Here is a 19,079-nt window from a genome sequence, read left to right on the forward strand (position 1 = left end):
GCTACTGCGCCTGCTGTTCGGCTGGTGGGTTCTTCGGCTGGATCACCATGTCGATGCGTGGGCGCGGCGTGGTGACGTTGGTGCCTGTGGCGCGACCGGCATTGACGATCTGGCGTTGGGTGTCATAGACGATTTTTTCGCCCTCGAAGGTATTACCTTCCTGGATCACCTTGGCCTGGTCGATCAGCACGATCCGCTCATTGGCGGCGAAATACTGGATGGTCAGGCCGTAGGCTTTGACGATCTGCTTGTCCGCAGATGGCTGTTGTTCGTAATAGGCGGGTTTGCCGACCGAGGTGAAAATCTCGATGTCGCCCTGGGCGTTCTGGGTGATGGTCACGGTGTCGCCCGTGATCTTCAGTGTGCCCTGGGTGATGATCACGTCGCCGCGATAGACTGCGACGCCTTGTCGATCATCGAGTTCGGCGCTGTCGGCCTGTACGCGGATCGGCTGCTCACGGTCGGTGGGCAGCGCCCAAGCGCAGGCGCTTCCGAGCGCGGCGCTCAAACTGAGCAAAAAGGGGAAGGTTTTAACGAACCTCATGCTGGCCTCTTACGTTGGACAGCAGGAGCATCCTGCCGTCATTCAAGTACGCTTTCATTCCTTGTGCCGTGGTCACTCCATTGGCCGCGACGATTCTAACGGCTTGCTCGGTCTGCGCATATTCCTTATCCGGGATTACGGTCAGGCGGCTGGTGGTCAGAATGGTTGGGCGGCCCTTGGCATCGGTGCGTTCGACACGGACGTTGTCGATCAATTCCACTTCCTTGCCTTGCGGCGCCACTTCGGCGCGCGCGCTATTGACCTTCCAGGGTAGTTCGGTGCCGCGATACAGGTGCAGGAAGGGGTTGGTCAGCAGGGTGATGTCGCTGCGCTTGACGTGCTCCAGCTTGTCGCTGGTCATTTCATAATGCAGCTTGCCGTCGGCCTGGTATTGCACGGTAGTGGCATTGATGACGTAGAAGTCGATGGCGTTTTCGGCCTCGGCTTGTGCCGGACGCTCGGAAAAGCTGTCGGGGTTGATGTTCCAATAGCCGACGGCGGCCAGCAGCGCGGCGGCAAAAGCGTAAAGGGCGGGTGTCAGCAGTTTGCGCAGCATAAGTGGGCTCTACAGGTAGGCGGCTTGGGCGGCGGAGAGGCTGCCTTGGGCGCGCATGATCAGCTCGCAGAATTCGCGGGCTGCACCTTCGCCGCCGCGGGCCTGGGTCACGCCATGGGCATGCTGGCGCACAAAAGCGTCGGCGCTGGCGACCGCCATGCCCAGGCCAACTCGGCGGATCACCGGCAGGTCCGGCAGGTCGTCACCCAGGTAGGCGACTTGCTCGTAGCTTAGACCGAGTTCGCCAAGCAGTTCGTCGAGTACCACCAACTTGTCTTCGCGGCCCTGGTACAGGTGCTGGATGCCCAGGTTTTTCGCCCGGCGTTCGACCACCGGGGTAGTGCGTCCGCTGATGATCGCAGTGCGCACGCCCGAGGCGATCAGCATCTTGATGCCGTGGCCATCGAGGGTGTTGAAGGTCTTGAACTCGCTGCCGTCGACCAGGAAATACAGCTTGCCGTCGGTGAGTACGCCGTCGACATCGAAAATCGCCAGCTTGATTGCCTGTGCGCGTTGTTGCAGGTCAGGGCTCATCACATCAGGGTTCATCACATTACTCCGGCGCGCAGCAGGTCGTGCATATTCAGGGCGCCTATGGGGCGGTCGTCATTGTCTACCACTACCAGGCCGCTGATCTTGTGATCTTCCATGATCTTCAGGGCTTCGGCGGCGAGCATTTCCGCGCGGGCGGTCTTGCCATGCACGGTCATCACGTCATCGATCTTCGACTGACGCACGTCGATACCGCGATCCAGGGTGCGGCGCAGGTCGCCATCGGTGAAGATCCCGGCCAGGCGGCCATCCGTCTCGGTGACCACGGTCATGCCCAGGCCTTTCTGGGTCATCTCCAGCAGGGCGTCACGCAGCGAGGTGCCGCGCTGCACGCTGGGCAGGCTGGCGCCGGCATGCATGACGTTTTCCACTTTCAGCAGCAGGCGTCGGCCCAGGGCGCCGCCGGGGTGGGAGAAGGCAAAATCTTCGGCGGTAAAGCCGCGGGCTTCCAGCAAGGCGATGGCCAGGGCGTCGCCAAGCACCAGGGAGGCGGTGGTGGAAGAGGTCGGTGCCAGGTTGAGTGGGCAGGCTTCCTGGGAGACGCGGGCGTCCAGGTTGACTTCGGCGGCCTTGGCCAGCGCTGAGTCCGGGTTGCCGGTCATGCTGATCAGGGTGATGCCGAGGCGCTTGATCAGCGGCAGCAGGGTGATGATTTCCGCCGTCGAGCCCGAGTTGGACAGGGCCAGCACCACATCGTCGCGGGTGATCATGCCCATGTCGCCATGGCTGGCTTCGGCCGGATGGACGAAGAAGGCAGTGGTGCCGGTGCTGGCCAGGGTGGCGGCAATCTTGTTGCCGACATGCCCCGACTTGCCCATGCCGACCACCACCACGCGGCCCTTGCTGGTCAGGATGAGTTCGCAGGCGCGAACGAAGTTGCTGTCGATGCGTGGCAGCAGCTCTCCAATCGCCTCGAGTTCCAGGCGAATGGTGCGTTGTGCGGACTTGATCAGCTCGTTGGACTGGCTCATGGCGTCTTTAATAGGCAGGTCGAGTAAAAGGCGGCGATTATAGCGGGAAAGATTCCCTCGCTCACCTTTGAATCGTCCAGCGGCAGAAGGTGAGTGCTTTTTCGGGGCACTTGCAGGTAAATGTGCAGCGCTGTGGTCGGCGTTCTGTAAACAAATGTTCGGTCTTGGGCAGGGTAATTCGGCAATGTTATAGTGCGCGGCCATTTTCGGCCGGCCCGCGGCTGCGGTGTCTTCGCAACGCTGGCGGGCGTCTGTCAGGGAGGCTGCATCCAAGGAGTCGAGATGAGTGCCGAGCAACAGTATGCGGTCGAGCTGAAAAACCTCAGTTTTCAGCGCGGCGACCGGGACATTTTCAAAGATATAGACATTCGCATTCCGCGCGGCAAGGTCACCGGCATCATGGGGCCTTCCGGCTGTGGCAAGACCACGCTGCTGCGCCTGATCGGCGCGCAGCTCAGGCCGAGCAAGGGGGATGTGTGGGTCAATGGGCAGAACTTGCCGGGTCTCTCGCGCAGCGAGCTGTTCGATATGCGCAAGCAGATGGGCGTGCTGTTCCAGAGCGGTGCGCTGTTCACCGATCTCGATGTGTTCGAGAACGTCGCCTTTCCGCTGCGTGTGCATACCCAGCTGCCTGACGAAATGATTCGTGACATTGTCCTGATGAAATTGCAGGCGGTGGGCTTGCGTGGTGCGTACGAGTTGATGCCGGATGAGCTGTCCGGAGGCATGAAGCGCCGCGTGGCGCTGGCGCGGGCGATTGCCCTCGATCCGCAGATACTGATGTACGACGAGCCTTTCGTTGGCCAGGACCCGATTGCCATGGGGGTGCTGGTGCGTTTGATTCGCTTGCTCAGCGATGCCTTGGGCATCACCAGCATCGTGGTGTCCCACGACCTGGCGGAAACCGCCAGCATCGCCGACTACATCTACTTGGTGGGGGATACCAAGGTGCTCGGTCAGGGCACGCCGGATGAGCTGATGAACTCGGATGATCCGCGCGTTCGCCAGTTCATGAAGGGCATTCCCGACGGGCCGGTACCGTTCCACTTTCCGGCGGCAGACTACCGCGACGATTTACTGGGGGGGCGCTGATGCGCAGGACATCTACGCTCGAACGGATCCGTCTGCTCGGTCGCGCCGGCATCGACGCGGTTGCCACGCTGGGGCGCTCGACGGTGTTTCTGCTGCATGCGCTGTTCGGCCGCAGTTCGGCCGGCAACCCGCTGCAGTTGCTGATCAAACAGCTGTACTCGGTAGGTGTCATGTCCCTGGCGATCATCGTGGTCTCGGGGATTTTTATCGGCATGGTCTTGTCGCTGCAGGGTTTCAATATCCTGTCCGACTACGGTTCGGAGCAGGCAGTCGGGCAGATGGTCGCCCTGACCTTGTTGCGCGAGCTCGGCCCCGTGGTCACCGCCTTGTTGTTCGCCGGGCGCGCGGGTTCTGCGTTGACCGCGGAAATCGGCAACATGAAATCCACCGAGCAGTTGTCCAGCCTGGAAATGATCGGAGTCGATCCGCTCAAGTACATCGTCGCGCCGCGCCTGTGGGCCGGCTTCATCTCGATGCCGTTGCTCGCCGTGATTTTCAGCGTGGTCGGTATCTGGGGTGGCGCGATGGTTGCCATCGACTGGCTCGGTGTTTATGAGGGGTCGTTCTGGGCCAATATGCAGAACAGTGTTTCGTTTCGTGAAGACGTGCTCAACGGGGTGATCAAAAGCATCGTGTTCGGCTTTGTCGTTACCTGGATCGCCGTTTTCCAAGGCTATGACTGTGAACCGACCTCGGAAGGCATCAGTCGCGCCACCACAAAAACAGTGGTTTATGCCTCGCTCGCCGTGTTGGGGCTGGACTTCATTCTGACCGCTTTGATGTTTGGAGACTTCTGATGCAAAACCGCACCCTGGAGATTGGTGTCGGCCTGTTCCTGTTGGCCGGGTTATTGGCCCTGCTGCTGCTGGCGTTGCGCGTCAGTGGTCTGACGGTGGGCAGCGCCAACGATACCTACAAGATCTATGCGCACTTTGAGAATATTGCCGGTCTAACCGTAAGGGCCAAGGTGACCATGGCGGGGGTGACTATCGGCAAGGTAACCGCAATCGATCTGGATCGCGACAGCTACACCGGCCGTGTCACCCTCTCGCTGGATGACAGCGTGGACAACCTGCCCGTCGATTCGACTGCATCGATCCTGACCGCCGGTTTGCTCGGCGAGAAGTACATCGGCATCAGTGTTGGCGGTGACGAAGAGGTGCTCGTCGATGGCGGTACCATCCATGACACCCAGTCGTCGCTGGTGCTGGAAGATCTGATCGGTAAATTCCTGCTCAATTCGGTCAATAAAGACGAAGCCAAACAATGAGGGCTCCCACCATGCTCAAAACCCTGCGTAACGGCCTGTTCGCGCTGCTGGCGGCCTTGCCGCTGCTGGCTGTGGCTGCGCCGAGTGCCCATCAGGTGGTGCAGCAGACCACCACCACGCTGCTGGAAGACCTGAAGGTCAATAAAGAGCAATACCGCAAGGATCCAGCGGCCTTCTACAATGCCCTGAATGATATTCTCGGTCCGGTGGTGGATGTTGACGGCATTTCCCGCGGGGTGATGACCGTGCGCTACTCGCGCCAGGCCACGCCTGAGCAGATGCAGCGTTTCCAGGAGAACTTCAAGCGCAGTCTGATGCAGTTCTATGGCAACGCCCTGCTCGAATACAACAATCAGGATATTCGTGTGCTGCCACCCAGCGGCAAGCAGGATCCACAGCGCGCTGCAGTGAACATGGAAATCAAGGACGGCAATGGCACCGTCTACCCGTTGTCCTACACCATGGTCAACCAGGGCGACAGCTGGAAGATGCGCAACCTGATCATCAATGGCATCAACGTCGGCAAGTTGTTCCGCGATCAGTTCGCTCAATCCATGCAGAACAACAGCAATGACCTGGACAAGGTCATCGACAGCTGGGCCGATACCGTGGCCAAGGCTCGTCAGGCCAAGGGTGAGTCGTGAGTCAGGCCGCTATCGTCGAACAGTCGTCGGGGCTGTTTCAGCTCTCTGGCGTGCTCGATTATCTCAGTGGACCGCTCTTGCGCGAACAGGGCGGACGGTTGATTACCGCCAGTCAGGCGGCTAGCTGTGTGATCGATTGTGCGGCTGTGGACAAGTCCAGCAGCGTAGGCCTGTCGCTGTTGCTGGCGTTCATGCGCGACGCCCAGGCTGCAGGCAAGAGCCTGGTGGTGCGCAGTCTGCCCGAGGACATGCGCGAGATCGCCAGTGTCTCCGGGCTGCTGGACGTGCTGCCGCTGGAGGCGTGAACCCGGTCTGCGGTCCCCGGTCGGGACAGGCCCGCGTAGGGTTCGCAGGCGAGTGGCTTTTTTTGTATGATGCGCGGCCGCGAGCTTCGTTGTTTGTCGGGCTTGCCGCGGTGCTGCTGCGGAAAAGTCCTCCAGCTCCCAAGACTCTGCTGTCGTTAATGAATGCGTTGATCGAGGTTGAGCATGCAGGCCTTAGAAGTGAAAAGCCTCCTGGAGGCCAAACTGCCGAACACCCAGGTGGAAGTTGAAGGCGAAGGCTGCAACTTCCAGCTGAATCTGATTAGTGATGAGTTGGCTGGCTTGGGTCCGGTCAAACGTCAACAGCAGGTCTACGCTCACCTGAATCCCTGGATTGCCGATGGCAGTATCCATGCGGTGAGCATGAAATTCTTCAGCCGTGCCGATTGGGCCGCGCGCTCCTAAATCGAGAGAGTCATGGACAAACTGATTATTACCGGCGGTGTGCGCCTGAATGGCGAGATCCGCATTTCCGGGGCGAAGAACTCCGCCCTGCCGATTCTTGCCGCCACCCTGCTGGGCGATGCGCCGGTCACCATCTGCAACCTGCCGCACCTGCACGACATCACCACCATGATCGAGCTGTTCGGGCGCATGGGCATCGAGCCGGTCATCGACGAGAAGCTCAGCGTGGAAGTGGATGCGCGGGCAATCAAGACGCTGATCGCACCCTACGAGTTGGTCAAGACCATGCGCGCCTCGATCCTGGTGCTCGGGCCGATGGTAGCGCGTTTCGGTTATGCCGAAGTCGCCTTGCCCGGCGGTTGCGCCATTGGTTCGCGGCCGGTCGACCTGCACATCCGCGGCCTCGAAGCCATGGGCGCGATCATCGAAGTGGAAGCCGGCTATATCAAGGCCAAGGCTCCCGAGGGCGGCTTGCGCGGTGCGCACTTCTTCTTCGATACCGTGAGTGTGACCGGTACTGAAAACATCATGATGGCCGCCACCCTGGCCAAAGGCCGCAGCGTGCTGGAAAACGCCGCGCGCGAGCCGGAAGTGGTCGATCTGGCCAACTGCCTGATCGCCATGGGCGCGAAGATCTCCGGTGCCGGTACCGACACCATCACCATCGATGGCGTCGAGCGTCTCGGCGGCGCCCGCTTCAGCGTGATGCCGGATCGGATCGAAACCGGTACCTACCTGGTGGCCGCGGCTGCGACGGGCGGACGAGTCAAGCTCAAGGATGTCGATCCGACTACTCTGGAGGCGGTGCTGTCCAAGCTGCAGGAAGCCGGTGCGGAAATCACCAGCGGCGCCGACTGGATCGAGCTGGACATGAAAGGCAAGCGGCCGAAAGCCGTGAACCTGCGTACCGCACCCTATCCGGCGTTCCCCACCGACATGCAGGCGCAGTTCGTCGCCCTCAACGCGATTGCCGAAGGCACCGGCACGGTGATCGAGACCGTGTTCGAGAACCGCTTCATGCACGTCTATGAAATGACCCGCATGGGCGCGCAGATCATGGTCGAGGGCAATACCGCGATCGTCACCGGTGTCGAGACGCTCAAGGGCGCCCCGGTCATGGCCACCGACCTGCGTGCTTCGGCCAGCCTGGTCATCGCCGCCCTGGTCGCCGACGGCGATACCCTGATCGATCGCATCTACCACATCGACCGTGGTTACGAGTGCATCGAGGAAAAACTGCAGATGCTCGGTGCGAAAATTCGCCGTGTGCCGGGCTAGGTTGGTGCCGAGCGCAGCGATGCCCAACAACCAGCCCGCCAGGGCTGGTCTGCTCCAGTTCCAAAGGAAATGTGTTTCATGCTGACCATTGCGCTGTCCAAAGGCCGCATCCTCGACGACACCCTGCCGCTGCTCGCCGCGGCAGGCATCGTGCCGACCGAGAATCCGGATAAAAGCCGCAAGCTGATCATCCCCACCACCCAGGCGGATGTGCGCCTGCTGATCGTGCGCGCCACCGACGTGCCGACCTATGTCGAACATGGTGCGGCGGATCTCGGCGTGGCCGGCAAGGACGTGTTGCTCGAATACGGCGGCCAGGGTCTCTATGAGCCGCTGGATCTGCGCATCGCGCTGTGCAAGCTGATGACCGCCGGTGCCGTTGGCGCGCCCGAGCCGAAAGGCCGGCTGCGCGTGGCCACCAAGTTCGTCAACGTGGCCAAGCGTTACTACGCCGAGCAGGGCCGTCAGGTCGATATCATCAAGCTGTACGGCTCGATGGAGTTGGCACCGCTGGTGGGGCTGGCCGACAAGATCATCGACGTGGTCGATACCGGCAACACCCTGCGCGCCAATGGCCTGGAAGCCCAGGAGCTGATCGCCCACATCAGTTCGCGGCTGATCGTCAACAAGGCTTCGATGAAGATGCAGCACGCGCGCATCCAGGAGCTGATCGATACCCTGCGCGAAGCGGTCGAGGCACGACACCCCAGCTGACCCTCTCAGCGCGACATTGCGTCGCGCCCGCCTATCCGTGTCATAGCCAGAATTCTCAGGTGCCCGCGCGGAGTGGCTGGTACTCTACGGGCGCTTGAGCATTTGCCAATCATGAGGCCCGCTATGACCGCTCCCATCGCCATCCGCCGACTCGACGCCGCCGACCAGGACTTTGCCCAGCACCTGGATCATCTGCTCAGCTGGGAAAGTGTCTCGGACGATGCGGTCAACCATCGTGTGCTGGAGATCATCAAGGCCGTGCGCGAGCGCGGTGATGCCGCATTGGTCGAATTCACCCAGCGTTTCGATGGCCTCGAGGTCGCCAGCATGGCCGACCTGATCCTGCCGCGCGAGCGTCTGGAACTGGCCCTGACCCGCATCACCCCGGCGCAGCGCCAGGCTCTGATCGTGGCCGCCGAGCGCGTGCGCAGCTACCACGAGAAGCAGGTACAGGATTCCTGGACCTACACCGAGGCCGACGGCACCGTGCTTGGCCAGAAAGTCACGCCGCTGGACCGCGCCGGCCTCTATGTGCCGGGCGGCAAGGCCTCCTACCCGTCCTCGGTGCTGATGAACGCCATTCCGGCCAAGGTCGCTGGTGTGCCTGAAGTGGTGATGGTGGTGCCGACCCCGCGCGGCGAGATCAACGAGCTGGTGCTGGCGGCAGCCTGCATCGCCGGGGTCGACCGGGTGTTCACCATCGGCGGCGCCCAGGCCGTGGCGGCGCTGGCCTACGGCACCGAGAGCGTGCCGCCGGTGGACAAGATCGTCGGCCCCGGCAACATCTACGTGGCCACCGCCAAGCGCCACGTGTTCGGCAAGGTCGGCATCGACATGATTGCCGGACCGTCGGAAATTCTGGTGGTCTGTGACGGTCAGACCGATCCGGACTGGATCGCCATGGACCTGTTCTCCCAGGCCGAGCACGACGAGGATGCACAGTCGATTCTGGTCAGCCCGGATGCGGCTTTCCTCGACCGTGTGGCCGAGAGCATCGCCAGGCTGTTGCCGAGCATGGAGCGCGCCGAGATCATCCGCGCCTCCCTCGAGGCCCGTGGCGCCTTGATTCAGGTGCTCGACATGGCCCAGGCCATCGAGGTGGCCAACCGCATCGCCCCGGAACACCTGGAGTTGTCCGTCGCCGATCCCGAGCAGTATCTGCCGCAGATTCGCCATGCCGGCGCGATCTTCATGGGCCGCTACACCGCCGAGGCGCTGGGCGACTACTGTGCAGGTCCCAACCACGTGTTGCCGACCTCCGGCACCGCGCGCTATTCCTCGCCGCTGGGCGTCTACGACTTCCAGAAACGCTCGTCGATCATCCATTGCTCGGCCGCCGGCGCTTCCGATCTGGGCAGGACCGCTTCGGTGCTGGCCCGCGGCGAATCGCTGACCGCCCACGCGCGCAGCGCCGAATACCGGATCAAGAACTGAATGTAGGGTGCGCGGGGCTGCCTAGGCCGTGCGCACCTTGAATCGGTGCGCTAGGCGCATCCAACGAATTCGAGGAGAGAAGGGCAGATGAGCAAATTCTGGAGCCCCTTCGTCAAAGACCTGGTGCCCTATGTGCCCGGTGAACAGCCGAAACTGGCCAAGCTGGTCAAACTCAACACCAACGAAAACCCCTACGGTCCATCGCCCAAGGCGATTGCGGCGATGCAGGCCGAACTGAACGACAACCTGCGCCTGTACCCGGACCCGAATGGCGAGCGCCTGAAGCAGGCGGTGGCCGACTACTACGGCGTGCGGCTCGATCAGGTGTTCGTCGGCAACGGTTCCGACGAGGTCTTGGCGCACGCCTTCCACGGCTTGTTCCAGCATGACAAACCCTTGCTGTTTCCGGATATCAGCTACAGCTTCTACCCGGTCTACTGCGGCCTCTACGGCATCAGCGCCGAGGTGATCGCGCTGGACGAGCAGTTCCGGATCCGTGTCGAGGACTACGCCCGGCCCAACGGCGGCATCGTCTTCCCCAATCCCAATGCGCCTACCGGCTGCCTGCTGGCGCTGGAGGCCATCGAGCACGTGCTCAAGGCCAATCCCGACAGCGTGGTGCTGGTCGACGAGGCCTATATCGATTTCGGCGGCGCAACGGCGATCAGCCTGGTCGACCAGTATCCGAACCTGCTGGTGACCCAGACCCTGTCCAAGTCGCGTTCGCTGGCGGGCCTGCGCGTCGGTCTGGCGGTGGGCCACCCGGACCTGATCGAGGCGCTGGAGCGGATCAAGAACAGCTTCAACTCCTATCCGCTGGATCGCATGGCGATTGCCGGCGCCGCGGCCGCTTTCGCTGATCGCGAATATTTCGAGCGTACCTGTCAGCAGGTCATCGAGAGTCGTGAACTCACCGTGGCTGGCCTGCAGGCGCTGGGGTTCGAGGTACTGCCCTCGGCTGCCAACTTCGTCTTCGCCCGTCACCCGCACAAGGATGCGGCGACCCTGGCGGCCGGCTTGCGTGAACAGGGCGTGATCGTGCGCCACTTCACACAGGCGCGGATCGCCCAGTTCCTGCGTATCAGCATCGGCGCGCCGGAGCAGAACCAGGCGCTGCTGGATGCCTTGAGCAGTCTGTAAGCGCCAGGACATAAAAATGCCGGAGCAGTGCTCCGGCTTTTTTATGCCCGCGATGCAGGTTATTCGCGGTGGGCTTCGCCGAGAAAGGTCAGCGAAGTGAACAGGCCGCGGGTTTCGATATCCGGGTCATTGGCCACCGGCAAGTCGACCTCGGCGGCAATGATGTTCAGCCCTTGGTTGCGCACCATGACGTGGGCGCGGCCGGCAGCGTCGGTCTTGGCGCTGATGTGGTGCGGCGCACCACGGTAGTCGCCGATCAGCTCGATTCCCTCGGCGGGTTTGCCGTCGACCAGCACGCGCACCGGCAGCAGCTTACCCACGCCGACTTCGAGCGGGTCGGCCTCCGGCACTATGACCATCTTCAACTGATCGAGCGCCGGCAGGCTGACGCCTTGCTGGTAGATCGCCAGGCTGTATTTGAAGGTGTGCAAGGATTCGGTCGAGGCGGGCACCTTGCTGCGGCCCTGGTTGATCCACTGCTGGTCCGGGGTCAGCGACCAGGGGCCGTTATCCAGGGCCACGGCGACCATGGCTGGCGGGCTCAGCGGCTGCAGACGGGCATGGTCGGCCAGGCGCTTGACCGTTACCGGGATCATCTTGCCGCGGCTGTCATAGGCCCAGGCGCCGCTGATCTTCTCGGCCTTGAAGGCATTGTCCTCGGCGCCGTGGCCGTAGATGGTTTCGATATTGCCGCGGCGTTGTTCGGTCCACAGGCCGTGGGCATCGACCTGGCCGATAAACAGGGCGGCGGCGAGTAATGGGAAGACTTTTTTCATGGGGGCCTCGGGGCTGTAGGGAATCAAAGGTCGACGGTCAGGTTGACGCCCAGGTTGCGCGGCTCGCCGGGCATGACCCAGAGATTGCTGTAGGAGCGTTCGTAGTACTTTTCGTCGAGCAGGTTGTTGAGGTTGGCGCCGACTTTTATCCGCGGGCTGAAGGCGTAATGGGCGAGCAGGTCGACGGTGTGATAGGCCGGCAAGCTGAAATCACTGCCTGCCTGGCCCGAGCGGTCGCCGACATAGTTGAAGGCCGCGCCTATATCCGAGCCGCGCAGCCAGCCGTCCTGGAACTCGTAGACGCCCAGCAGGCTGCCGCTTTGCCGCGCAACGCCGAGCAAGCGACTGCCGGCCGGCAGTGCTTGGTCGCCGTCGGTGACCTCTGCATCGATAAAGGCAAAGGCGCCAATCAGCCGCAGGGCGTTGCTCAGTTGGCCGCTGACCTGCAGGTCGAAGCCCTGGCTGCGCGCTTCCCCGGCCGCGGCCTGAAAACTGGCGTCGACCGGGTCGGCGGTCAGTACGTTTTCCTTGGTCAGGTGAAAGGCGGCCAGGGTGGCGCTGAGGCGATCGTCCAGCAGGTCGAGCTTGAGGCCCGCCTCATAGCCGATACCTTGTTCCGGGTCGAACGCCCGGTCGCTGCGATCCAGGCCGTTATTCGGCTTGAATGAGGTGGAGGCATTGGCGAACAGGCCGACGGCCGGCGTCAGTTGATAGAGCAGGCCGGCGCGCTGGGTGATCGCATCGTGATTCTGCTGGCTGCGCGCGCCGTTGACCTGGTTGTCGATGGTCTGCTCGAAGCGCTCGATGCGTACGCCGATCAGGCCGCGCAGGCGCTCGCTGAAGGCAATCTGATCCTGCAGGTTGAGCGCCTGGCTCTGCACCTGTTCGTGGGCGTCGCTGCCGGAGCGGGCGCCATCGGGGCGTGGGCGGCCATAGAGCGGGTCGTAGATGTCGATAGTGCTGCGCGGACGAACCTCGGTGACCCGCTCGTTCTTGCGGTAGTTCTCGTATTCGGCGCCCAGTAGCAGGCGATGCTGCATGCCGGCGATGCTCAGGTCGCCGTGCAGTTCGGCCTGGCTGATGCTGTCGTGCCAGTTGGTGTCGCGTTCACGGAAACGTCGCGTCAGGGTGCGCCCGTCGTTGGCCAGCGACAGCGCCTCGCTGGCGTAGCCAGCGAGGCTGCCTTCCTTGAAATGGCTGGCCAGGCGCAGCCGCCAGTCGTCGTTCAAGGCATGCTCCAGGCTGGCCTGCAGCAGGTTGTTGTCGTTGCTGATATGGCCGTCGTTCGGTTCGCCGAGAAAGGTGGAGCGTGACACGCTACCCAGCTTGTTCTCGGGCGCGACTATGCCGCGGTCGAGTACCGAGCGGTGGCGCACCAGTTCGGCTTCCAGTCGTAGCAAGGTATCCGGGCTGAGCTGCCAGCTCAGGCTGGGCGCGGCGAACACGCGCTGGCTACCGACATGGTCGCGGAAGCTGTGGTTATCCTCCACGGCCAGGTTGAGGCGCGCCAGCAGGTCGCCCTGTTCATCCAGCGGCGTATTGACGTCCAGTGCGCTGCGGTAGCGATCCCAACTGCCGGCGCTGGTTTGCAGGCGGGCGAAAGTGTCGGCCTGCGGCTTCTTGGTCACGATATTCACCGTGCCGCCGGGGTCGCCGCGGCCATAGAGGCTGGCGGCGGGACCCTTGAGCACTTCGATGCGTTCGATATTGGCCGCGTCCGGCGTGCTCGGGTAACCGCGGTTGGCGCTGAAGCCGTCCTTGTAGAACTCGGACGTGGTGAAGCCGCGCACGCTGTATTCGTAGAGGGTCAGGCCGCCGAAATTGTTTTGCCTGGACACGCCGCCGGCAAAGTCCAGGGCGCGCTCGACGCTGTGGCTGCCGAGGTCGTCCAGTACGGCGCTGGGAATCACGCTGATGGCCTGGGGGATTTCACTGAGCGCGGTGTCGGTCCGGGTTGCGCTGGCCGAGCGGGTGGCGCGGTAACCCTGTACCGGGCCATCGGCCAGTTCCGGGCTGGCGCTGATGATGCTGTCGCTCAGCTGTGCGGGGGCGACGGGGCTGGTGGCATGTGCGGTGGGGCAGAGTAGATTGAGCGGCAGGCTGACGAGTAGGGCGAAGGACGGGCGCAAGCGAGGATCTCTCTTGATAATTTATGTAATAACATAACATTAATTATCAAGAGAGTTGCTGTCTACCTGTGAGTGGTGGCGATCAGCCTCCGTTCGCGGGCGGGCGCACGCCTATTTCGGCGCTCAGTTCCTGCAGTTTGCCGTTACGCATGATCTCGATGCTGATCTTCTCGCCGGGCTTGGCGCGGGCCACCTGGTTCATCGAGCGGCGGCCATCACCGGCCGCTTCGCCGTCGATATTGAGGATCAGGTCGCCGGGTTGCAGGCCGGCCTTCTGCGCCGGGCCGTCGCGGTAGATGCCGGCGACGACGATGCCGGGGCGTCCCTCCAGGCCGAAGGATTCCGCCAGCTCCGGGGTCAGGGGTTGCACTTCGATGCCCAGCCAGCCACGAATCACCTGGCCATGCTCGATGATCGCCTGCATCACCTCCAGCGCCAGTTTCACCGGGATGGCGAAGCCGATGCCCTGCGAGCCGCCGGACTTGGAGAAGATCGCGGTGTTGATGCCCATCAGGTTGCCGTGGGCATCGACCAGCGCGCCGCCGGAGTTGCCGGGGTTGATCGCCGCGTCGGTCTGGATGAAGTCTTCGTAGGTGTTGAGACCCAGCTGGTTGCGCCCGGTGGCGCTGATGATGCCCATGGTTACGGTCTGGCCGACGCCGAAGGGATTGCCGATGGCCAGGGTGACGTCGCCGATCTTGATGTTGTCCGAGCGACCGAGGGTGATCGCCGGCAGGTCATGCAAATCGATTTTCAGCACCGCGAGGTCGGTTTCCGGATCGCTGCCGATTATCCGGGCTAGGGTTTCGCGGCCATCGCGCAGGGCCACCACTATCTGGTCGGCTCCAGCGACCACATGGTTGTTGGTCAGCAGGTAGCCTTCCGTGCTCATGATCACCGCCGAGCCGAGGCTGGATTCCATGCGCCGCTGCTTGGGCAGGTTGTCGCCAAAGAACTTGCGGAACTGCTCGTCCTCAAGCATTGGGAGAGCCGGTTTGTTGACGAATTTGGTGGTGTAGAGATTGGCTACCGCCGGCGAGGCGGTGGCCACCGCATCGGCATAGGACACCGGACCTTCCTGCGAGCGGTCATAGCTAGGCGCCTGGCGCAGTTGCACATCCTGGATGGGCAGGCCAACCCATTGGGGGAAGTACTGAATGATCAGCAGTGCCGATAGCACACCGGCCAGCAGGGGCCAGCCAAGAAAACGCAGGGCCTTGAACATCGATGAAGTCCTGAGGGTTGCGGGGGGCTGATGCGCCCCTTAAGGTGCGCCATTATAGAGGGCCGATCGCCAATAAGGCAGCGGCCAGCAACAGCAGGTAAGGAATCCATATGGCTATTGCCTTGACCACCCTGGTGGAAGAAGCGCAGCGCTACTTGAATGCCAGCCGGATCAGTGACTACTGCCCGAATGGTTTGCAAATCGAAGGGCGGCCCCAGGTGCGGCGTATCGTCAGCGGAGTAACCGCCAGCCAGGCCCTGGTCGATGCCGCGGTCGAGGCTGAGGCCGATGTGCTGCTGGTGCACCACGGCTATTTCTGGAAAGGCGAAAATCCGTGCATCACCGGCATGAAGCAGCGCCGCTTGAAAACCCTGCTGAGCAACGATATCAGCTTGCTGGCCTATCATCTGCCGCTCGATCTGCACCCGGAGGTCGGTAATAACGTGCAGCTGGCTGCCCAGCTGGATATTACCGTCGAAGGGCCACTCGACCCGGAAGATCCGCGCACCGTCGGTTTGCTGGGTTCCTTGCGCGAGCCCATGAGCCCGCGTGATTTCGCCCGGCGGGTGCAGGAAGTGCTCGGTCGTGAGCCCTTGCTGGTTGAAGGCGCCGAAGTGGTTCGCCGGATCGGCTGGTGCACCGGGGGCGGTCAGGGCTATATCGACCAGGCCATCGCCGCCGGCGTTGACCTCTATCTGACCGGCGAGGCGTCCGAGCAGACCTTTCACAGTGCGCGGGAGAACGGCATCAGCTTTATCGCCGCGGGCCACCATGCCACCGAGCGTTATGGCGTGCAGGCGCTGGGCGATTACCTGGCGCGCCGGTTCGCCATCGAGCACCTGTTTATCGACTGTCCCAATCCTATCTGATGCCGCATGGCGGGCCGATTCAGCGGGTATAAAGCTAGATCGTTTCGATCTAGTTGGCCTCCTGATTAGAAGCGGGCGCTGTGCTAGAGTGCGCCATCGTCCACGGCCCGCCGGCCCAATTACACTGCAAATCGTGAGTAACCATGCTCGATAAACTGACCCACCTGAAACAGCTGGAGGCGGAAAGTATCCACATCATTCGTGAAGTGGCCGCCGAATTCGACAACCCGGTAATGCTCTATTCCATCGGTAAAGACTCCGCCGTGATGCTGCACCTGGCACGCAAGGCGTTCTTTCCCGGCAAGCTGCCGTTCCCGGTGATGCACGTCGACACGCGCTGGAAATTTCAGGAGATGTATTCGTTTCGCGACAAGATGGTCGCCGAAATGGGCCTGGACCTGATCACTCACGTCAATCCGGACGGCGTGGCGCAGAACATCAACCCGTTCACCCACGGCAGTGCCAAGCACACCGACATCATGAAGACCGAGGGCTTGAAGCAGGCTCTGGATCAGTACGGCTTCGATGCGGCCTTCGGCGGCGCGCGCCGCGACGAGGAGAAGTCCCGGGCCAAGGAACGGGTCTACTCGTTCCGCGACAACAAGCACCGCTGGGATCCGAAGAACCAGCGTCCCGAGCTGTGGAACGTCTATAACGGCAAGGTCAAGAAAGGCGAGTCGATTCGCGTGTTCCCGCTGTCCAACTGGACCGAGCTGGACATCTGGCAGTACATCTACCTGGAAAGCATTCCGATCGTACCGCTGTACTTTGCCGCCGAGCGCGAAGTGATCGAGCGCAACGGCACCCTGGTGATGATCGACGACGAGCGCATCCTCGAGCACCTGTCGGACGAAGAAAAAGCCGGGATCCAGAAGAAGATGGTGCGTTTCCGTACCCTCGGCTGCTACCCGCTGACCGGCGCCGTGGAATCCACCGCCGCCTCCTTGCCGGAAATCATCCAGGAAATGCTCCTGACCCGTACTTCCGAGCGCCAGGGTCGAGTCATCGACCACGATGGGGCAGGCTCGATGGAAGAGAAAAAACGCCAGGGGTATTTTTGATATGTCGCACCAATCCGATCTGATCAGCGAGGACATCCTCGCCTACCTGGCCCAGCACGAACGCAAGGAACTGCTGCGCTTCCTCACCTGCGGCAACGTCGACGACGGCAAGAGCACCCTGATCGGGCGCCTGCTGCACGACTCGAAGATGATCTACGAAGACCATCTGGAAGCCATCACCCGCGACTCGAAGAAGTCCGGCACCACCGGCGAGGACGTCGATCTGGCGCTGCTGGTCGACGGCCTGCAGGCCGAGCGCGAGCAGGGCATCACCATCGATGTGGCCTACCGTTATTTCTCTACCGCCAAGCGCAAGTTCATCATCGCCGACACCCCCGGCCATGAGCAGTACACCCGCAACATGGCCACCGGCGCCTCCACCTGCGACCTGGCGATCATCCTGATCGACGCCCGTTATGGCGTGCAGACCCAAACCAAGCGCCACAGCTTCATCGCCAGCCTGCTGGGCATCAAGCACATAGTCGTGGCCATCAACAAGATGGACCTGAAGGACTTCGATCAGGGCGTATTCGAGCAGATCAAGGCCGATTACCTGAAGTTCGCCGAAGGTATCGCGCTCAAGCCAAGCTCGCTGCACTTCGTGCCGATGTCGGCGCTCAAGGGCGACAACGTGGTCAACCACAGCGAGCGTTCGCCCTGGTACGACGGCCAGTCGCTGATGGAAATCCTCGAGACCGTGGAAGTCGCCGGTGATCGCAACTTCACCGACCTGCGTTTCCCGGTGCAATACGTCAACCGTCCCAACCTCAACTTCCGCGGCTTCGCCGGCACCCTGGCCAGCGGCATCGTGCGCAAGGGTGACGAGGTGGTGGTGTTGCCGTCCGGCAAGAGCAGCAAGGTCAAGTCCATCGTCACCTATGACGGCGAACTGGAGCATGCCGGTCCCGGCCAGGCGATTACCCTGACCCTGGAAGACGAGATCGACGTGTCCCGCGGCGATATGCTGGTGCACGCCGACAACCGTCCGCAGGTGGTCGACAGCTTCGACGCCATGCTGGTGTGGATGGCCGAAGAGCCGATGCTGCCGGGCAAGAAATACGACATCAAGCGCGCCACCAGTTATGTGCCGGCCTCGATTGCCAGCATCACCCACCGGGTCGATGTGAACACCCTGGAGCATGGCCCGGCGAGCAGCTTGCACCTGAACGAGATCGGTCAGGTCCGCGTGGCTCTGGATGCACCGATCGCGCTGGACGGTTATGCGCATAACCGCACCACCGGCTCTTTCATCATTATCGATCGCTTGACCAACGGCACCGTGGGCGCCGGCATGATCATCGCCGACCCGGTCGGTGCGCAGCATGCCGATGGCCACCACGGCAAGCTCGCTCACGTGTCGACCGAAGAGCGTGCTGCGCGCTTCGGCCAGCAGCCGGCCACCGTGCTGTTCAGCGGCCTGTCCGGCGCCGGCAAGAGCACCCTGGCCTACGCCGTGGAGCGCAAGCTGTTCGACATGGGCCGCGCGGTCTATGTGCTGGACGGGCAGAACCTGCGCCACGACTTGAACAAGGGCTTGCCGCAGGATCGCGCCGGGCGTACCGAGAACTGGCGGCGTGCTGCCCATGTGGCACGTCAGTTCAACGAGGCCGGCCTGCTGACCCTGGCGGCCTTCGTTGCGCCGGACGCCGAAGGCCGCGAGCAGGCCAAGGCGCTGCTCGGTGCCGAGCGCTTGATCACCGTCTACGTGCAGGCTTCTCCGCAGGTTTGTGCCGAGCGTGATCCACAGGGCTTGTACGCGGCGGCTGGCGACAATATTCCGGGTCTGTCCTTTGCCTATGACGTGCCACTGGATGCTGACCTGGTCATCGACACCCAGAGCCTGTCGCTGGAAGAGGGCGTCAAGCAGGTGCTGGCATTGTTGCGCGAGCGCGGTGCGATCTAGCGGATCCTGTGCACAACAAAAAGCCCCGCTCTTGAGCGGGGCTTTTTGTTGACTATGTACCCGTTATGCGTTGCATGGAGCAATGCCATGTAGGAGCTAGCTTGCTGGCGATGCTGTTGGGCTCGGATCGCGCTCCTACAGGAAGCCCCGCGCGCCTGCAGTATTCGCAACAGCTTGGTACATAGCCCTTTGT

20 protein-coding genes are annotated in these 19,079 nt (G+C 62.4%); 13 read left to right on the forward strand and 7 right to left on the reverse strand.

From position 1 onward, the window contains the following. Position 1 precedes the first annotated feature (1 nt). The 4 genes from lptA to G9C89_RS02425 are packed head-to-tail and all read right to left on the reverse strand — an operon-like array spanning position 2 to position 2,623. Positions 2–544, reverse strand: a complete 543-nt coding sequence (lptA, locus tag G9C89_RS02410) for a lipopolysaccharide transport periplasmic protein LptA (protein ID WP_172144054.1) — start codon at positions 542–544, stop codon at positions 2–4. Further along, positions 531–1,100 (reverse strand): LPS export ABC transporter periplasmic protein LptC, encoded by a 570-nt coding sequence (gene lptC, locus G9C89_RS02415; RefSeq protein WP_172144056.1) that lies wholly within the window; start codon positions 1,098–1,100, stop codon positions 531–533. Before lptC ends, lptA begins: the two co-directional genes overlap by 14 nt. A gap of 9 nt (positions 1,101–1,109) precedes the next feature. Continuing rightward, on the reverse strand, positions 1,110–1,634 hold the full coding sequence (locus tag G9C89_RS02420) for a KdsC family phosphatase (protein ID WP_390623758.1): 525 nt from the start codon (positions 1,632–1,634) through the stop codon (positions 1,110–1,112). 14 nt (positions 1,635–1,648) lie between these two features. Beyond that, complete coding sequence (locus G9C89_RS02425) at positions 1,649–2,623, reverse strand: KpsF/GutQ family sugar-phosphate isomerase (protein WP_172144060.1); 975 nt, start codon at positions 2,621–2,623, stop codon at positions 1,649–1,651. A gap of 282 nt (positions 2,624–2,905) precedes the next feature. On the opposite strand from G9C89_RS02425, the gene G9C89_RS02430 reads away from it, so the two are divergent. The 10 genes from G9C89_RS02430 (at position 2,906) to hisC (ending at position 10,923) form a co-directional block, all read left to right on the forward strand. Continuing rightward, entirely contained in the window at positions 2,906–3,715 is an 810-nt protein-coding gene (locus G9C89_RS02430; protein WP_172144069.1) for an ATP-binding cassette domain-containing protein, read from the forward strand. After that, positions 3,715–4,512, forward strand: a complete 798-nt coding sequence (gene mlaE / locus G9C89_RS02435) for a lipid asymmetry maintenance ABC transporter permease subunit MlaE (RefSeq protein WP_172144071.1) — start codon at positions 3,715–3,717, stop codon at positions 4,510–4,512. The genes G9C89_RS02430 and mlaE overlap by 1 nt, the downstream gene beginning before the upstream one ends. Further along, the gene (gene mlaD, locus G9C89_RS02440) at positions 4,512–4,985 is read left to right on the forward strand and encodes an outer membrane lipid asymmetry maintenance protein MlaD (RefSeq protein ID WP_172144073.1); all 474 of its coding nucleotides are present in this window, start codon (positions 4,512–4,514) and stop codon (positions 4,983–4,985) included. Before mlaE ends, mlaD begins: the two co-directional genes overlap by 1 nt. 11 nt (positions 4,986–4,996) lie before the next feature. After that, positions 4,997–5,629, forward strand: a complete 633-nt coding sequence (locus tag G9C89_RS02445) for an MlaC/ttg2D family ABC transporter substrate-binding protein (RefSeq protein WP_172144075.1) — start codon at positions 4,997–4,999, stop codon at positions 5,627–5,629. Further along, the gene (locus G9C89_RS02450; protein WP_172144077.1) at positions 5,626–5,934 is read left to right on the forward strand and encodes an STAS domain-containing protein; all 309 of its coding nucleotides are present in this window, start codon (positions 5,626–5,628) and stop codon (positions 5,932–5,934) included. Before G9C89_RS02445 ends, G9C89_RS02450 begins: the two co-directional genes overlap by 4 nt. 183 nt (positions 5,935–6,117) lie before the next feature. Beyond that, a complete protein-coding gene (locus G9C89_RS02455) occupies positions 6,118–6,357 on the forward strand; it encodes a BolA family protein (RefSeq protein WP_172144079.1) in 240 nt (79 codons plus the stop codon). A 12-nt stretch (positions 6,358–6,369) separates the two neighbouring features. Continuing rightward, complete coding sequence (gene murA / locus G9C89_RS02460; RefSeq protein ID WP_172144081.1) at positions 6,370–7,635, forward strand: UDP-N-acetylglucosamine 1-carboxyvinyltransferase; 1,266 nt, start codon at positions 6,370–6,372, stop codon at positions 7,633–7,635. Between the two features lie 78 nt (positions 7,636–7,713). Beyond that, positions 7,714–8,349 (forward strand): ATP phosphoribosyltransferase, encoded by a 636-nt coding sequence (gene hisG / locus G9C89_RS02465; RefSeq protein ID WP_172144084.1) that lies wholly within the window; start codon positions 7,714–7,716, stop codon positions 8,347–8,349. Positions 8,350–8,472: 123 nt separating this feature from the next. Next, entirely contained in the window at positions 8,473–9,783 is a 1,311-nt protein-coding gene (hisD, locus tag G9C89_RS02470) for a histidinol dehydrogenase (protein ID WP_172144086.1), read from the forward strand. 87 nt (positions 9,784–9,870) lie between these two features. Then, positions 9,871–10,923 carry a histidinol-phosphate transaminase gene (hisC, locus tag G9C89_RS02475; RefSeq protein WP_172144088.1) on the forward strand — a complete coding sequence of 351 codons (1,053 nt, stop codon included), beginning with the start codon at positions 9,871–9,873 and terminating at the stop codon, positions 10,921–10,923. A 59-nt stretch (positions 10,924–10,982) separates the two neighbouring features. Here the strand turns inward: hisC and G9C89_RS02480 are convergent, their stop codons facing one another. From G9C89_RS02480 to algW, 3 genes are all read right to left on the reverse strand, one after another. Then, the gene (locus G9C89_RS02480; protein WP_172144090.1) at positions 10,983–11,699 is read right to left on the reverse strand and encodes a DUF4198 domain-containing protein; all 717 of its coding nucleotides are present in this window, start codon (positions 11,697–11,699) and stop codon (positions 10,983–10,985) included. Positions 11,700–11,722: 23 nt separating this feature from the next. Further along, entirely contained in the window at positions 11,723–13,828 is a 2,106-nt protein-coding gene (locus tag G9C89_RS02485; protein ID WP_315852747.1) for a TonB-dependent siderophore receptor, read from the reverse strand. Between the two features lie 82 nt (positions 13,829–13,910). Next, positions 13,911–15,053 (reverse strand): Do family serine endopeptidase AlgW, encoded by a 1,143-nt coding sequence (gene algW, locus G9C89_RS02490; protein ID WP_172144092.1) that lies wholly within the window; start codon positions 15,051–15,053, stop codon positions 13,911–13,913. 110 nt (positions 15,054–15,163) lie between these two features. Between algW and G9C89_RS02495 the strand changes: the two genes are divergently transcribed. The 3 genes from G9C89_RS02495 to cysN all read left to right on the forward strand — a co-directional run bounded on the left by G9C89_RS02495 (position 15,164) and on the right by cysN (position 18,886). Continuing rightward, the gene (locus tag G9C89_RS02495; protein WP_172144102.1) at positions 15,164–15,922 is read left to right on the forward strand and encodes a Nif3-like dinuclear metal center hexameric protein; all 759 of its coding nucleotides are present in this window, start codon (positions 15,164–15,166) and stop codon (positions 15,920–15,922) included. Positions 15,923–16,065: 143 nt separating this feature from the next. Continuing rightward, positions 16,066–16,983, forward strand: a complete 918-nt coding sequence (cysD, locus tag G9C89_RS02500) for a sulfate adenylyltransferase subunit CysD (RefSeq protein WP_172144104.1) — start codon at positions 16,066–16,068, stop codon at positions 16,981–16,983. A 1-nt stretch (position 16,984) separates the two neighbouring features. Next, positions 16,985–18,886 carry a sulfate adenylyltransferase subunit CysN gene (gene cysN, locus G9C89_RS02505; RefSeq protein WP_172144106.1) on the forward strand — a complete coding sequence of 634 codons (1,902 nt, stop codon included), beginning with the start codon at positions 16,985–16,987 and terminating at the stop codon, positions 18,884–18,886. Positions 18,887–19,079 lie beyond the last annotated feature (193 nt).

Source organism: Pseudomonas tumuqii (assembly GCF_013184545.1).
Classification (GTDB): Bacteria; Pseudomonadota; Gammaproteobacteria; order Pseudomonadales; family Pseudomonadaceae; genus Aquipseudomonas; species Aquipseudomonas tumuqii.